This window comes from Tepidicaulis marinus, from assembly GCF_000739695.1.
In the GTDB taxonomy this organism is placed as follows: domain Bacteria; phylum Pseudomonadota; class Alphaproteobacteria; order Parvibaculales; family Parvibaculaceae; genus Tepidicaulis; species Tepidicaulis marinus.
Genome location: NZ_BBIO01000015.1, coordinates 80,777 through 96,924, shown reverse-complemented (window position 1 = coordinate 96,924; position 16,148 = coordinate 80,777). Strand labels below are relative to the sequence as shown.

Annotated in this window: 12 protein-coding genes; all 12 read right to left on the bottom strand. The window is 55.2% G+C overall.

Annotated elements, in window-relative coordinates:
- Positions 1-343: 343 nt before the first annotated feature.
- The 12 genes from M2A_RS13405 to M2A_RS13350 all read right to left on the bottom strand — a co-directional run bounded on the left by M2A_RS13405 (position 344) and on the right by M2A_RS13350 (position 16,141).
- A complete protein-coding gene (locus M2A_RS13405) occupies positions 344-904 on the bottom strand; it encodes a sugar transferase (RefSeq protein ID WP_045448479.1) in 561 nt (186 codons plus the stop codon).
- The gene (locus M2A_RS13400) at positions 901-1,902 is read right to left on the bottom strand and encodes an NAD-dependent epimerase/dehydratase family protein (RefSeq protein ID WP_045448477.1); all 1,002 of its coding nucleotides are present in this window, start codon (positions 1,900-1,902) and stop codon (positions 901-903) included. Before M2A_RS13400 ends, M2A_RS13405 begins: the two co-directional genes overlap by 4 nt.
- Positions 1,903-1,932: 30 nt before the next feature.
- On the bottom strand, positions 1,933-2,661 hold the full coding sequence (locus M2A_RS13395; RefSeq protein ID WP_045448475.1) for a class I SAM-dependent methyltransferase: 729 nt from the start codon (positions 2,659-2,661) through the stop codon (positions 1,933-1,935).
- The gene (locus M2A_RS13390; protein ID WP_081875628.1) at positions 2,649-3,905 is read right to left on the bottom strand and encodes a glycosyltransferase family 4 protein; all 1,257 of its coding nucleotides are present in this window, start codon (positions 3,903-3,905) and stop codon (positions 2,649-2,651) included. Before M2A_RS13390 ends, M2A_RS13395 begins: the two co-directional genes overlap by 13 nt.
- Before the next feature lie 5 nt (positions 3,906-3,910).
- Positions 3,911-5,386, bottom strand: a complete 1,476-nt coding sequence (locus tag M2A_RS13385; protein WP_244444456.1) for a heparinase II/III family protein — start codon at positions 5,384-5,386, stop codon at positions 3,911-3,913.
- 179 nt (positions 5,387-5,565) lie between these two features.
- Positions 5,566-7,722: a bi-domain-containing oxidoreductase gene (locus M2A_RS13380; RefSeq protein WP_045448471.1), complete on the bottom strand. Its 2,157-nt coding sequence runs from the start codon at positions 7,720-7,722 to the stop codon at positions 5,566-5,568.
- 66 nt (positions 7,723-7,788) lie between these two features.
- Positions 7,789-8,655 (bottom strand): class I SAM-dependent methyltransferase, encoded by an 867-nt coding sequence (locus M2A_RS13375; RefSeq protein ID WP_045448469.1) that lies wholly within the window; start codon positions 8,653-8,655, stop codon positions 7,789-7,791.
- Positions 8,649-9,419 (bottom strand): class I SAM-dependent methyltransferase, encoded by a 771-nt coding sequence (locus M2A_RS13370; protein WP_280113606.1) that lies wholly within the window; start codon positions 9,417-9,419, stop codon positions 8,649-8,651. The genes M2A_RS13375 and M2A_RS13370 overlap by 7 nt, the downstream gene beginning before the upstream one ends.
- A 263-nt stretch (positions 9,420-9,682) precedes the next feature.
- Positions 9,683-11,167 (bottom strand): hypothetical protein, encoded by a 1,485-nt coding sequence (locus M2A_RS13365; protein ID WP_045448465.1) that lies wholly within the window; start codon positions 11,165-11,167, stop codon positions 9,683-9,685.
- A gap of 1 nt (position 11,168) precedes the next feature.
- The gene (locus M2A_RS13360; RefSeq protein WP_052379484.1) at positions 11,169-12,851 is read right to left on the bottom strand and encodes a glycosyltransferase family 4 protein; all 1,683 of its coding nucleotides are present in this window, start codon (positions 12,849-12,851) and stop codon (positions 11,169-11,171) included.
- Positions 12,848-14,128 carry a flippase gene (locus tag M2A_RS13355; RefSeq protein ID WP_045448463.1) on the bottom strand — a complete coding sequence of 427 codons (1,281 nt, stop codon included), beginning with the start codon at positions 14,126-14,128 and terminating at the stop codon, positions 12,848-12,850. Before M2A_RS13355 ends, M2A_RS13360 begins: the two co-directional genes overlap by 4 nt.
- 3 nt (positions 14,129-14,131) lie before the next feature.
- Entirely contained in the window at positions 14,132-16,141 is a 2,010-nt protein-coding gene (locus tag M2A_RS13350; protein WP_045448461.1) for an alginate lyase family protein, read from the bottom strand.
- Positions 16,142-16,148: the final 7 nt, after the last annotated feature.

Here is a 16,148-nt window from a genome sequence, read left to right as displayed (position 1 = left end):
ACCTTCAGCGCTGCGGCATTACTTATCTCTGAATCAGTCATCCGCAGGTTTCCAATTTAGGGTGACTGCCTCATCAGATTCATGAAATTACTAATTCACCATAAAGGAAGTAAATGCGATGCATGCCCGCGACAATTTAAGTTGCAAAAAGCAAAGCCGTCATCGCAGGGCGCATTCCTTTGGTTTCATTGGTGAGTTCTGAAACCTACTTTCCCATCGTTCCATTGCGACGCGTACAACCACTACGCACTGACGTGACCGTTTCAAAATAGAAATCTTTAGGAAAGCTGGAACACAGAGCCTTCGCTCGTCATAAGATTTGGAGCATGTGAAACCAACATTCTCAGGCTTTTTTCCGCACCCGGTCACCACGACCGGCGCCTATCAACGTCGCTAGAATGAGGCGCAAATCACACAGAAGCCCGGATTGTTCAATATAAAGCGCATCGACCTCCGCCAGCTTCTTGGGGTCGGACATATCAATCCCTTGCACCTGGGAAATACCGGTAACGCCTGGGCGCAGTTCGTTCACCCCCCGAGCACGGCGAGCCTCGATCAGTTCCGTCTGCGAGGGCAGGCAAGGACGAGGGCCCACAATGCTCATATCTCCCCTCAAGACATTCCAAAGCTGCGGCAGTTCATCGATTTTCCAGGCCCGAAGCTTTCTGCCAAGCGGTGTGACCGCAGAGAAGGAAACCTCGTGACTGGGGCACTCTCTCGTATCTGAGAACATGGTGCGCAACTTCAGTAGAACGAATGGCACTTCATTACGGCCAACCCGCACTTGCCGGAAAAGCGCAGGGCCCGGGGAATCACGGCGAATGAGGATCATGCATATGAGTAGCAATGGCCCGGCCACGACAATGCCAGCTGCTGATGCCAGAATGTCGAAGAGTCTTTTCACATCATTTCCTCAGTTTCGAGCCTTTGCTTATATGCATATTCTTTTCCGCACCGATAGATCAAATCAGCGAGTTCGTTTTCTGGCTCAAACTCAAATGTCTCATAAAAGCGACAGGCATCAACTTCGCAATCGCCCGCCAAAGACTGAAGGCGCGCGCCGAGACCCGGTACACCGGACAGCAAGCCGAAGACGAACGAGGGGAAATGATACAATCGCCTTGGAACGCTCATCCCACTGCGTAACAGACGTAAGGTATCGGCCAATGACACCGCCCCTCTTTCAGCCAATGCATAACTGCCCGACTTGGAAGCAGGCCAGTTCTGTAAAACTAAAACCATAATTGCGTCAACTAACGTTTCTATCCCGCAATAGGTGCGCCGGTTATCCAACGAAGCGAAGGGCAATGGTATACCACTGGCCGACAGACGCATTAACTGCTTCCAATTTCCCCCGGCATCCGGGGCGATGACAAGAGGGGGCCGCAGAGAAACTGAGAATATTCCCTTACGCGCAAGTTTGTTCACGTAAAGTTCCCCGGCAAGTTTCGAACGCCCGTATTCGGTTTTCGGCTCTGCCGAAGTCTCATCGCTAATTATGCCCGCATGCGTGCTGCCGGAAACGGCAAAAATACTGCTCATGTAAATGAAGGCTGAAACACCGCTGTTTTCTGCCTGTAAGCAGAGTCGCTCCGTCACCTCCGCATTCTGCTTCTGGTATTCATGCAGGTCCAGGCCGCGCGAAGCGGAAATCCCTGCCAGATGAACAATTGCATCCACCCCAGCCAATGCATCGGCAAGCTCGCCGTCTGCGCAGGCCCCAAGATCGCCCAGCTCCTGAACTGTAATGTTCGAATTATTGCGCCAAGCTGCCGGAAGGCGCGCCGCCTCCCGAACCATCAGTTTCAAGGGAATATTCTGGGAAACGAGACGCCGCGTTAGGTGGCGGCCAACGAAGCCGTTCGCGCCGGTTATGAGCACGCTGCCTGTTGGCTTTCTCATGGACGTCTCTATGTTGGCCAAACATTTACCTCACCGGCATTTTGCGCGTGAGGCATTCCCAATCAAGCTCCTGCTTGCAAACATTATATCCTCACCGCCTTCCCCTAAAATATAGAGGAACTTGCGATAGAGATAGATGACCGGTTTCCGAAACAGTTTTTGGCTTCGGGTCAAGCAGGCAGGCTGTGAACCAATGACCTCGAAATCCTCAAAAAACATTTGCAACAAGCTCTCAAGGGATTGTTTGGTGAATCCTATCTCATGTGTAAGGTCCATGTAACGCTCATGTGAAGCCGAGACCCAATCCATATTTGGAACATCGATAATGAGACGGCCTTTCGGCGTGAGCGCTGCGCACATAGCAGAAACGAACTCATAGAGCTCATGTTTTGGAATATGCTCCAAAACGGCCTTGGTGATGATCAGGTCATATTTTTTCTCAGAGCGATTCAGAAATTCGACCGCGTCACCATGTTTTACGACGCCTTCACCCAAATGAGTATTGGCATACTCTACATCCCCCGGGCTGGCATCTACGCCCTCGATATTCTCTATACCTTGACTGCGAAGCCATGCCAGCAAGCCGCCATGCCCGGTTCCCACCTCGAGCACCGCCGCGTCACGTGACGGCAGAAGGGTGCGGTAATTGCGCTCATAGTACGGCCAGAATGCGCAAACATCGCTGTAAACCGAGGCGCTGCTGATCTGCCCCTGGCCAGCTCGATAGTTATGTAGCAGCATCTGCCTCAACTGATCCATGGCGTTTCCTTTTTTACTTTCTGCCCGCTTGCCATGGCCCCAACACTATCAGGACACTCACAAGACCTTAATTGACCGAGCGCAAGAATATCCTCGGCCAACCTTTCCATGATACCGTCCCGGCTAAAGCACGCTATAAACTCTCTAGATTCAGTCATCTCAAGAGGAAACCTTTCGAGCGCCCTCATCAGATCTTCCACATCACAAGGCGCAAAAATCGCTGCATTAGGCAGGTGTGCCTTAACAAAATCCGCTGCCACACCGCCAACACCTGCCAGAAGCGGCTTGCCGGTAGCACCGTACTCGAATAGTTTCGAGGGCAGCACCCGCCGAAAGGCCGGATAATCATTAAGATGCAGCAACAGAATATCTGCCCTTGCGTAATGTTCCAGAAGCGCTTTCCTGTCTAAGGGCGGCAGCAGTTCCACGTCCAGCGCCTTTCCTGCCTCCGCTTCTGCCGCTGCCAAAGCCGTTTGGAGTGCCTGGCGACGACCACCGTCCCCAATAATGCGGAAACGATAGCGACCAACAAGCTCCCGGGCGGCTGCCGGTACCAAGCGCTCCAATCCCTGCCCTTCACCGATATTACCCGCATAAAGAATAACTGGCGGCTCATTTCCGGCATGGTTGTAATCGAAACCGAGAAACTCCTGATCGATACCATTGGTCCGCAAGCTGAGTTCCAGATTCGGGCATATCTCGCCTACATGCGCCTCGAAGCCCGGCGAGACAATGCTGATGGCACATGCTTGCCTCAAAGTCCAGCGCTCGAGGATCACAAAAACGGGTACCAGCAGGCGCGCAGGTCCCTTCAGGATATCGGTTAACGTATCGGTGAACAGATCGCGAATGTCGAGATGCAACCGCGCACCCAGCCGCCGGGCAACCACAGCGCCCAATGTTGCTGTCATCAGCCGCGACGACGTGGCGAACACGATGTCGGCATCAAGCCCACGCGTACGGCGCAATACCTCGCGTGCGAAACGGACGAATGCAAGCGCCTGATCGCGGAAACCGCTCTTGTGCGTCGGCAGCTCAATGCGGTCGATCCGTATATTGCCATGTTCCTCGTAAGCAGGCGTGTCGGATTTATAGCTCGCATAACGGTTAGGCATGGTCGTAATGATATGCAAAGAATCCTGCGGGCCCAAACGTGCCGCAAGCGCTTCCACCAAAGCGCCTGTGCGGAAAGAGCCGGCACTAAGATCCGGCGGATAATAGAAAGAAAGTATAAGAATCCGCATACCGCCTACACTCCCTGCCAATGTAAGCGTGTCACCAGCCGCACCGGTAGATTGGCAATGGCAGAGGAACGCAGCGACCGGCTGGGAATGGCCAAACCAAATTCCGGCTGCCAAGTGCTCTCAATAGTGCTCGCTTGCGTTTCCGCCGGGGGCAGAACCTTGATCACGGTGTCAGAACCGGGCAGGCACAAGCGCATCATGCCTTGCTCCTCGTGCACGTCCACATCCGGATGCAGATGAAACATAAGCTCCAGTTTGTGTCTGCCGTTGCCTCTCACCTCGTCTTCAACCTCAAGCCCGCCGGGTGATAGCCGCCATGTGCGTTTATGTATTGGCCGCCCAGGCAAACGCCGATACCCATCATGCGACGCGCACGCAACGGCAGCGCCATCCGTCTCAGCCGTCATTACGTTAAGGATGCGCGCGCGCCGGGCAACGCGAAAGCCGCCCCAAACCTCGGAGGAATCGCAATCATCCATAACCAGGGTACTATGCGCCGATGTGCCACGCTGACGATGACGTTCTGGTCCTGTGCCATAGACCGACGTGCCGCCATTGACCACAACGCGTTGCCCCGCCAGAGAAAGCTCAAAACTCAGCGTGTCGGCATGCGCATGGCCGGGAAGATAATCGGGGCCGACTGGCGCCATATCCGTCAAGAGTACCGCTTCGCCGGCCTGCAGGCGAGCATAGCCCGACGCACATAGGTGGACTACAGGCTCTGCTATTTCATTCGGCATGCGAAAACCAAGCCGCTCCGCATAAGCGTCAAGCTCCGCCGGGCGCGGCGCAATTCCAAAAGCCGCGTCATTGAAAAAAGGAATTTCGCCATCAGGATGGCGCAAGGTGCGGCTCCATACTAGCATCCGCTCGATTGCAGCCTCCAGACCCAGCAGCAAAGGCAAGGCATATGTCTGACAAAGATTGTAGCAGTCGAGCAAGTCTTCCAGCACAATGAGATGGTACATAGGGCTAAGCTCAAAATGCCCACCATCGGCCAGAACTTGAGCCTCAATCTCCCGAGCGAGAATCTTCCCTCCCTTGGCCAGCCAAGCATCGGCCTCCTTACCATCGAAAAAAGCGCCCGCGAACACCAATGCCTTGGCATTCGCAAGTAGATGGTTTCCAAGAATGTGGTATTCTAATCGCTTGCTCAGATAACGCGTTTGAATTGCAAGGCTGTGCAACAATCCGTCATCGCATTGACCTTGCGTCAAGCACCACTTAACCCAGTTCACGATACGCAAAGACGTGGGATAGGGTTCCCAACCGGTGCCATGGCCGGGCTTGTTTTCTACAATCCAGCGGTCGGTCAGTACCCGATGCCAGTCAAACCGCGCATCTGCATGTTCAGCAACCAGATCATCGAAATAATGCAGGTTGTAGAGCCACAGCTTCGGCTTCTCCGGATCTTCCCAAATGCCAGGACTGGAGATATCGGCCTTTTGGTTGAGAAAGTAGGCATCCGCGGGCCCAGTCAAGCAGGTCGCCCGCTTCGGCCCGGCGGCCCAGTTTCCCGGCCTGCGCCGCAGTGACGGCGCTGGACGCGCGTCCGGCCTCGGCCGATAAAGTCGAACCCAAAGGCGCCCTAATATCTGCTGCGCCTTCAGGTGTCGCAAAGTCTCGGCATAAAGTCTGGGCGAGCTCATGTTCTTTGCGCTTATCCTTGCTTACGCCCGCTTGCCACAGCGGCCACATCCAGGGTTACGCGGCTGATCTCCATCACCTCCTCGAAAGGTACGGGCGCTTTGCCTGCACGCACTCCCTGTAAAAAGGCACGCGCTGTCGCTTCTTGCCCTTTGTCCTGACGCCACAGGCGGTGCTTGCGGAACCCTGGCCAGCCAAATCCCGCAAGACGTCGGAAATTGTCCAGCACCAGCACTCGGCCACCGCAGAAAACTTCCACACGTTCCTTGGGAAAGGCCCTATGACCATTGGCAAAGTAATGCACGGTGCCGATGGAGCCATCTGCAAAGCCCAGAGTAAAACTCACCGTGTCAGGCGGCACCTTCTCCTGACGCGGCAAGGCGCTGGCAGCAACACTCGTAATCGGGGCGCCCGCAAGTGCCCGCATAAGATCGACGAAATGGCACGCTTCGCCAATGATACGGCCTCCCCCTCTTGCCGGGTCCTGCGTCCAATGCTCAGGCGGGATCGCACCGGCGTTGACCGTAACAACAAAAGACTTGGGTGCATCAATGCCGTGAAGCTGCTCGCGCATCTTTTCCACCTGTGGCGCAAAGCGGCGATTGAAGCCTACCATCAGCAAAGGCGCAGCGCCCTTCGCGGCTGCTTGTCCCCTTGCCGCTTCTATAGTCTCAAGTTCTGCATAGGTAAGGGCCAACGGTTTTTCCACGAATACATGCTTGCCCTGGCTGAGCGCCCTGCAAACCAGATCGGCATGGCTATCATGCCGGGTAGCGATCACCACGGCGTCAGCCGCCTCATCGGCCAGCACGGCCTCAACATCCGTTGCCGCGCGAGCAAACCCGAACTTGCGCCCGTGATACACCGACGAGGCGCCGCCACTGCTGGCGAGAGCTCCGAACTTTGCCCCGGCCCTGGCGAAAGCGGGAATGAGCACACGGCCGGCATAATTTCCCGCGCCGATGAAACTAACCACAGGCTCGCCTTGGACAGAAGCAACCTCACCACTTCTCTCTCGGCCCGCATCGAGAAGAGGCACAATGGCCGGGCTTTCATCTGCCTGTTTGGGGTAATCTATAACGATGCCGAGTTTCGGCTCATCGCTCACGAGAAGTTCGTAAGCTGCAGCTGCTTGCTCGAGAGCGAAATGATGAGAAATAAGGGGCGCGACATCCAGCATCCCCGATGCCATCATATCCAGCACCGCCTCGAAATTGCGTTGTTCCGTCCAGCGCACGAAGCCAACCGGATAGTCCTGTCCCTTCTCTTCATAGACCGGATCATAGCGGCCCGGCCCATAGGAGCAGGAAACCTGGAAGCTAAGTTCTTTCTCATAAAAATCAGCGCGGGAGAGTTCTAGCCCCGTCACACCCACCAGCACGATACGCCCGCGCTTGCGGCACATTTGCGCGCCTTGATGCACCGGCTCATTGCTTTTGGTCGAAGCGGTTATAAGCACCGCATCAACTCCGCGTCCACGCGAGAAACTTTCTGCACGCGCCAATGAGTCTTCCCCGCGCGATAGGCAAACGGTTTCCGCGCCAAACCGTTCGGCCAAGGCCACCTTGGCCGGATCCGGATCGATGCCTAGCACACGGCAGCCCTGCGCCCTGAGAAGTTGCACCGCCATAAGCCCGATCAAACCAAGCCCCGTGACCACCACGCACTCTCCGAGTGTGGGCGCGGCAAGGCGAACCCCTTGCAATGCAATTGCGCCGAGCACGGTAAAGGCGGCCGCGTCGTCATCCACATTTTCAGGAATGCGCGCCGCAAGATTTTGACCTACGGAAACCAGCTCCGCATGTGCTCCGTTTGAGGCAACCCTGTCTCCCGGCCTGAAGCCGGTTACACCTTCCCCAACATCCAACACAACTCCGGCACTGCAATAGCCCAGGGCCAATGGTTGATCGAGCTTGCTACGCACCGCATCCAGCGTGGTGAGCAGACCATCGGCGCGCATCTTGTCCAGAACCTCGCGCACTTTGTCCGGTTGCTGGCGCGCCTTAGCCAGGAGCCCGCCGCGTCCGAACTCTACAAGCATCCGTTCGGTGCCCGCGGACACCAGCGTACGGCGCGTAGCGATAAGCATTTGCCCCTTCTGCAACGAGGGGCGAGGCATATCAATCAGGTCAATCTTACCCGTGCTCAGGCTTTGCAATATTTGACGCATTAGGTTTCCTGATAAGAACCACCGATCAGATCATTCATATTCACCGCCACACAGCACCTCCAACAATCAACTCGCGGCTATTGGACGCACGGTACAAGAGATTGTCTCTCGGCTACTGGGAACTGTGCGGGACATTACATTTTGCATAGTGCTAAAGAACGTTCGCCCTGGATACCGGACGGCTCCTGCCAGTTTCCGCCAACGCGGCCGGCTGTCTGGCGGCTGACTGTAGTTGTAGGCGCGTTCAGAAATAATTTCCAAGTCAGCTGCCTCCATCAGAGCACGCAAATCTGCTTGGCTATATTCTCTGTGATGCCCGACAAAGGGCACATCGGAGGAAATTACTTCGTTAATGTTCGGCAGCGGGCTCTTGCCGAACAGCATATCCACTCGTTTCGGCCAGTAGCAGATATTTGGCACTTCAAAATAGAGGCGACCACTTTCAGACACCATGCCCGTCAGTCTTCGCAGCGCCGGCAATGGAGAATGAGGATAATGTTCAAGCACCGCCATGCAGGTAATGAAGTCGAACTTTTTATCCCCGTCGAATGGAGCCTCAAAGGGATCGTAATCGATCACTTCAACACCACTCTTGCCGATTTCCTCAAACAATGGTGTGAAGGCGGAACCGTAATATTTCAGCGCTTCAGTCATGAAGGCCTTCATGCCAAGCTTAGCCAACGTCACCGGGAAAACGCCAACAAACCCCCCGATATCGCAGACACTGTCCCCTCCCCCGCTCTCGATCAGCGCTTTATATGCGTAATAAGCTCTAATACCCGATCGACTTAGATACTCGTTGAAGTCGAAAACCTTCGGGTGCCAGGAGGCACAATGACGAGAGATTTCAACCTGCATCTCAGGAGTTAGATGACGAATTAAGCTAGACAATGCCTCTTCGTATACTTTCTGAAATGCGCCGTATGTCAGCATCCCATTCCATCCCGATCCGCTTTCTTTCTTGCCAAAAGCACCCAGGCCGAGGCGAATTTAAATGGCAAACGACTGGCCACTTTCACGTTCCACCTCACCATCGCCTTAAATGGTGCGAAAATGTAACTTGAATAAGGCCCGGATAAGAAGCTCAGATTCTGTACCGAATGGACAGCAAATCCGTTGCGGTCAAGCATCGCGGAAATGTCCGACAAACGGAAAAACTGAATGTGCCCGGCGTCAATGTTGTACGGAAGATTGGGGGGATCCTTTTCGATCTCCCGGGTCCACACCCCTTTCAAAACCGTCTTATCAAGCAGCGCTGCAATAAAATCCACAGCTGCAAGCACCCACCGACCTACAAGTGTTTTCGCAAAAGCGCTCTCGAGCTCAAAAGGCCCGTGCCCGTTCGGAATAGATATTAGAAGCAGCCCATCGCTACGAATAAGATCGCGGGATTTTTCCAGCAGTATGGCCGGTTCTTTAACATGCTCGAGAACATCTGAAAAAACGACCACATCATAAAGGCGATCGGGCTTCAGATCTTCACTCTGGCAACACTCGAATCTGATGTTTTTGTGCTCGTAATGATCCTTAGCCCATTGAATCGACTCTTTATGCATGTCAACGCCGAGATACTCATCCCCTTCAGAAGGTAAGAACTGGGACACGGCATAGCCATTCCCACAACCAATATCGATTATCGACAAAGGTCTCCCCAACCTTCTTCGTTCGTCGTCGATAGCCTGCCTGAACAGTGCCACTTTCTTGGTGTGGCCATATATGTTTTCTCCCAAGAACTGCACTGTTTCACATCCCCATGAAATTCTATGCGCCTCTACAGCGGGTGCCCGTTTCGTCCGTGCTGCATCTCGCTGAAGCTTTACAAAGCCCGCACCACTTCTGCACTGGCTCTCCGCCTGGCTGACGAGCACAAGCGCAGCTTGGATATATTAGACTTTTTCGAACGATAGCGCATGCAGGTCCTTTTCAGGGAGGTCAAGTTCAATCTTAATTCAAAGGTTCATCAACGCGAAAACGATAAACGCCCTATGTTGCTCACTGCCCATATAGCCAGAATCATCAACAAGTACCAAAGCATGCCATAACTTGAAAAAATCGAATTTCGTACACCGTCAATTGCAATATAAATCGCGAACAAGACCACGCCGCAACCAGCGAGCGCCCGAATTTCCCGCCCAAATGATATTTGGCTCCAGGCCCACGCAAATCCGAGCGCAGCACCCACGACCAAACTGCCGGCAAGCGCACCAATCAAACCGATTTGGCTGTATAGAACGAATTGGTAGGGAGCAGACGCCGATCCGGAAATATTAGGGTTCATAAAACGCCAAACGACGATCGTGTCGTCGGGCATATGCCCGAAACCCAGAATATCCTGCCCTAAATCGATACCGTAATAAGGATGTTCGTCCGGGAAAACTACCGGATAAAACAAGGCGGATGCGGATGTGCGCGTGAGCGGCGCCATGAGCGTATAAAGCCAAATTTGCTTCGCGCGTGATTCATGCAGCGCCATCCTGTCTGCGATATAGTTTCGGCGGTGCTGGATCTCCTCTTCAGTTAGTGTGCCAGGCTTTCCAATTCTCGCTTCCGAGTCTTGGGATGCCTCCCCGGACATCTCACCCTTCACTTCTGGTTGCGATGTCCCGGTAGGCGCAGCTGATTGTACACCAAAATCTCCCCCCGCCACTTCGGAAGATTGTTCGGCTGTACGAGAACCGTCAGACATAACGGGCACAATAACTGCCAGAAAATAGGCAATTGTAAGAATGACGATCCCCAATCCGGCACGCTTGACCCACTCTCTTCCAAACAATGCAGACGCATCAAGCAACAAGGCCCCACCGAAAATAATGACCGAAACAATGATCGACTTTTTTTGAAACAAAAAGAAGGTAAGCAGCACAACAACCAGCCCGATCACGAGTACAGCAGCGAAGCGTGCGCGCCCCCTGAACGGCACAATCAACGCAAGCCATGCCGCGATGACGGGCAGGGCTAGATAGATATTGACGAACTCGAAATACCCCAATTCCCGGAAGAGCTTCCACCGGGCACCGACATAGGCAGCGTAATCCGTCCAGGCCGCAAGCTCATTGAACGCGCCGCTCTTCAGTAAAGACCAAACAGTGATCGAAGCGCTAACCAGAAACAACAGCGCGACACCGGTTTGCATATACTTTCCAGGTTGCACCTCTGTGCCAGCGCTTGGAAAAATTCGGCAAACCAGATGAGACGTCGTAAATGTATATCCGGCGGCCATGAAGCAGGGAGCGGCAACCAGCAAACAGATGGCCACAAATCGCTCGTACCCACCTAGAACGGGCACAGCCGCCCCGGAGAAATATTCGTAAAGGAGAACGAATGCCTCAACGTCCAGCAGAAAAAAAATAGCGCCCGTAAGACAGGTGATCGTATAAACTGCTAAAAATGCCAGCAATGGCACAAAGCGATACCACCCATTCTGCATAACAGCGTGCGATACCATTTTACCTTTCCCCCGCGACTGATCGCTCCAGCACCTCCAGAATATGCACCACATGACGATCCCATGTGTACCGCGACAATGCTTCTTTTCGAGCTGCAATACCCAGCATTGAATGTTGTTGCGGATTATCCAGCAGATAACGAATGCTATCGGCAAGCTCCGCCACACTCCCAGGTTGAGTCAGAATAGCCATGGCTTCACGTGGTAAACTGTCCCCCACCTTCAAACGCGATATATGCGGACTGCCGCGAAGCACCTCGCCAATCTGATCGAGATCGGAGGCGATGATTGGCTTCTCCATCGCCATATACTCAAAAAGCTTGGTCGGCGATCCAAAAAACCGGCTGCCGTCTTCATTCGGTATATGCGGAGAAACCAAAATATCAGAAGCAAAAAGGTGGGATGGCGCCTGATCTTGAGGGATAAGACCTGTCAGTGTCACGAAGGCCTGATACTTTTCCCCCGCGAGCTCCTCTTGCACCTGTGAGAATTTCAGCCCATCCCCGATGAGCATAAAGTGTACCTTTTTGCGCTCGAGCAGTTCGGCAGATTCATTCACAAGTTGCCGAATGGCCTTAGCGAGCACCTCCACCCCGTGCCATTGACCGAACGTGCCAATGAAGGTGACCACAAGCGCCTGCGGATCGATGCCATAGCTGCGCCGAATTTCGTCCTTCTCCACCGAGGAGAAGCGCGCTGGATCGAATACAGCCGGCTCGATACAGTTGGGATAGGTGGCGATGCGCTCCGGCGCGACGCCGCGCTCAATCAGCTCGTCACGCAGAACATCAGAGATCGTTACCACAGCATGAGCATGGCGCAAGCATGCGTCCTCCGCCTTCACCGCCAGATTATGATAGCGCAGCGGCCGCCCCCAGTTCTTCTGCACCCAGGCCTCCGAACCATTATATTCGATCACCAGAGGAACGCGGAGCAATCGCGAGAGCGCTACCCCGGCATAATTGGCCAGCGACAAGCGCTGGTAGATCATGGCGATCTTACGCCCCTTCACGATCTCAAGAGCCTGACTTTGAAATATCCGCTGAAAGCGATAGAGGTTGAGCTCACTTGGCAACCCATAGACGGCTGGCGGCGCAATGGGCTGAAATTCAACACTGCTATCGACCATGACTGGCGGCTCAGCGGAAAGAAATCTCACTTTCCGCCCACGCCGTACCAACGCATTGACCACACCGGCCACATGACCGACGGAACCGCCAGCTTTAACTCCAAACCAGAGATTGGTCTTGAGGTAGAGAACCTCACCTTCACCTTTTGCAGCTTGCTGCCGAGATTCGGACAGCAGCTTGTCGAGTTCACGGTTGCAGCGGAAGGCGGCGGTGAAACCGCTAATAGAGGCAAAAGCGCCCTGCACGAGAGAACCAAGCGCGCTCATCCGTGATAGCGGCTTGCGACTGAGGTCCGGTTGCACGATCTCCAGGTGCTTTGCATTGCTGATTGCCGCCAAGCCGCACAGAATGGGCAAAAGTGCCCTGCTGTTCACATCCTCCAGCGGCATCACCAGGCACCGAGCGTTGAGCTTGCGCAAACGCCGCAGCAACTGCCCCAGAGGTTCGCGTCGCAGCTCGGCAACCGTCAGATATTGCGGCACATAACCAAGTGTGCTTTCCAACTTCTGGCGATAATCGCGAGAAAGGGGATAGGCGACCAGCGCGTAATTCAACTCAATATCTCCGGTAAATCGTCGAATGTCTGCGACGAAGATTTTTTACGTTCTTGGCGCGCCTGCCTCACAACTGCATAACTCATCAACAGGAAAAGGATTGTATAAGATACTGAAAGGGCAGCGGCCGCACCAATTCCCTGGTGTGTTGGCACCAGCAAACCGGCAACCGCAAACAGGCATAGCGTCGTAACTAGCCAAACAGCAATGATTTTCTTAGGCAGTCCCACTGCCCCCAAAAACTGGGCGAGCATGGTGCTCATCCCCAAAAAGAACATACCCGGCAGCATCACGTAAAAAATAGGGACTGCGGGCATGAAGGCCTCGCCAAAGGCGATGCGAACGAAAAGCGAGGCGAGAAGCGCTGCAATGCCACAAACCAACAGCATGATCACAGCTACCAGCTTTGCTTGGCGCCAGGTTGCCTCGTAACGGCCCACATCTTGGCGTACCAAGCGGGGAAAAACCACCAACGCGAAGGAAATGGGCAAAATAGCTACCACATCGGCTAATTGCGCCGCTACTGAGTAGTAGCCCAGCTCATCGCCGTCGGCGAAATGCCCGAGAATCAGCACATTCCCGCGCAAAACTATAAAGCCCAACAACGTGACGATAAAGGCGCGCAAAGAATAGCGCACGGCAGGCCTTAGTACACTGACGTCAAAATGCAACTGCAAGTCGAAGCCGCGGGCGAGCACCGCAAAAGCCAACAACGCTGCAATCACTGTAGCGATCAGAGAGCCGGTCAGGAACGCGGCCACCGTCTCAAACATCAGTGCCACACACAGAATAGCAACCAGAACCAGCAGATTGTAACCGATCTGGAAAATATTGAACTGCGCGATGCGCTGCAGACCAACCAACAGGTTGCTCATGAGCATGAACAGCAAATTTGAGGCGCCCAGCGCAGCGGCGAGCAGCAACACGGCAATCGGAACATCCAATTGCCCCGCAACGGACACAAGGATTCCCGCCCCAGCCGCAAAAACGAGACCGGACAGCCAAAGACTGTTGATCGTCAACGCCCTCAATTTGTCACGCTCGCGCGCCACGATGTAAGTGTTGGCTGAAGGAAATCCGAGATTACCGAACTGGGTAACAAAGCCAGCCAGGGTGACGGCATAGAAATAGAGTCCGCGCCCCTCCGGTCCTAGAAGCCGCGCCGTAACGATACTGGTGACAATACCTGCGAGCATGACAGCGAAGCGGGCGGCAACGGTCATCATCGCCTCTCGGTCGAGGCTGTGCAGAAGTTTGGTGGGTGATGGCAGTTTCATCTCCTACCCCACCGGTGCCAGGGTCATGCTCAAGGGGCAAAGCGGTCCCTGGCGACGCCAGAGCAGCCGCACGGCCGGCACCGCAAGACCGTAAGAAGGCGAGACACGCCCTTCCCCCAGGCTCAACGTCCACTGCTGCGGATCTTGCCAAGTAAGACGAAAATCGTGTCCGGCTGCGTGCAGCAACACATCCCCTGCACCGATAATCTCCACCGCAACGCCGGGTGCCAGCAACAAAGGGATCTCCACCAGGTGGTCCGCAGCGGCCTCCCCTTCGAAACTATCTTCGATGGTCAGACTATGGGCGGCATGATCCAGCGTGTAATTGCGCACCGGACGCACTGGATGGGTAAGACGCTGATAGCCTGAATGGCTCGCCACCAGCTTGTCGCTGGCGTCACCCGGTTGCCACAGCCGCACTTCAGGCACTGCGTCATAGTGAAGGTTCCAGAGATAATCCGGACGGATGAAGCGATTGATCTCTTCTGCGTCTATCTGCGGCGTATTGTGGCTGGCCGTCGCGCGGAAGCGGTTCCGCTCTTCATATGAGGCTGTATAGAGATAAGCGCCGGCATCGGAGACGAGATGCACCCCGTCCAACACAGCTTCGAAAGAAAGGCAATCATTGTGGCCGTGGCCGCCGCGGCCCGCGAGCCCGATCGGCCCACAATCCACAAACACATGATCGCGTGGATTGGCCATAAGGTAGATACCGCCCTCGGGAAAAGCCTCGGAGCTGCGCGTTACCGTAGGATACGCCTCCAAACGTTCCGCAGCTTGCGGTCCGAGCAGCCAGCGCACCTCGCCCATCGGCCCGCCGGTGCGGGCGCGCAAACTATCGTCGGCGAAAATCTCACCGATCAGCCCCACAAGATACCGGTGATCGTTGATTGGCTGAGTTCCCAGCGGAAGGGCGCGCGCGTCATCGGCATCGCCCAGCAGCGGCACCGTTCCCGCCTCCCGGGTATAGGCGGCGGTGAAACGGCCCATGGCAACCACACGCTCGCGATAAGCGGGCGTCACATCATGTCCGGCCAGCATGCGGTAATGCGCTGGCAGGAGAAACAACTCGGCAACCAGCCGGTGATACGGCACCGAGGCCTCATAATCGACACCGTCCGCTGTCACCTGTTTCGGCAATTCGTCACATAGGATACGCCATCCCAGATCGAGCCAGCGGTGCGGGTCCTGGCCTTGGCCGAAGAACAAACCGGCAAACACCAACCCTGCCGCGTCGGCGGTATAGTGATTGCCGTTGACATCGGATTTTTCCAGATGCCGTTCCGTGAAGCGGCCATGCAGGTAAAGGCTGGCGAGAAACCGGCTACGAAACTCTTCATCGCCCCAAGCCCGGCTGCCTTTGAAAACGTGGAAAAACCACGTCCATACCAGAATGCGCAGCGCGGCCTCCATGGTGCAGGCCCAGTTCACACTCGTGGCATAAGGATTGGCCTCGATCCACTCCTCCAACACTGAGCGCACAGCTTCGGCATAGCGCTCTTCACCGGTAAGTAGATAAGCTTGCCCCGCCGGCATCAGCCATTGCAGGCGCGAAAGTTCCCACGGTACCTTCACATCACTGGGCCGTTCTGGATTGTTATAGTCGATGGAACGGTGAAAGGCCGGCGGCCAGCGATGACCGGTCTTGAAATCGGCATGCCAGTCGATGGGACGGCCAAGCTCCACTTCACCGGAACCAAGCAGCGCCACACGCCGCACCAGAGCCTTCTCGGCTCGGTCCAAAATTTCGCGGCGCTCGTCTTCCGGCACCACTTCCGGCCAGGACACCTTTTGCGGCAGCGGGAAAGGACGGCCGGCCAGATCATGCCACACCTGATCGATGGAACTGCCCCCAAGCGTACGCAGCAATGCACGGGTGCCAAAGGAGCGGGCCAGTCTCGGCGCTACAAGCCGTTCGCTCTCGGCCGAAAGTTCCGCCGCAAGCCGCGCTGCAATCACGTGCGGCGGTTTGCGCAGGCCTCGCCGGATCATACCGAGAATATCGCGTTTCATAGAGAAC

Coding starts and splice junctions, on each gene's coding strand:
- M2A_RS13355 (WP_045448463.1), bottom strand. CDS start 14,128: ATGAAACTGCCATCACCCACCAAACTTCTGCACAGCCTCGACCGAGAG.
- M2A_RS13395 (WP_045448475.1), bottom strand. CDS start 2,661: ATGGATCAGTTGAGGCAGATGCTGCTACATAACTATCGAGCTGGCCAG.
- M2A_RS13375 (WP_045448469.1), bottom strand. CDS start 8,655: ATGCTGACATACGGCGCATTTCAGAAAGTATACGAAGAGGCATTGTCT.
- M2A_RS13380 (WP_045448471.1), bottom strand. CDS start 7,722: ATGCGTCAAATATTGCAAAGCCTGAGCACGGGTAAGATTGACCTGATT.
- M2A_RS13400 (WP_045448477.1), bottom strand. CDS start 1,902: ATGAGAAAGCCAACAGGCAGCGTGCTCATAACCGGCGCGAACGGCTTC.
- M2A_RS13365 (WP_045448465.1), bottom strand. CDS start 11,167: ATGGTATCGCACGCTGTTATGCAGAATGGGTGGTATCGCTTTGTGCCA.
- M2A_RS13350 (WP_045448461.1), bottom strand. CDS start 16,141: ATGAAACGCGATATTCTCGGTATGATCCGGCGAGGCCTGCGCAAACCG.
- M2A_RS13390 (WP_081875628.1), bottom strand. CDS start 3,905: ATGCGGATTCTTATACTTTCTTTCTATTATCCGCCGGATCTTAGTGCC.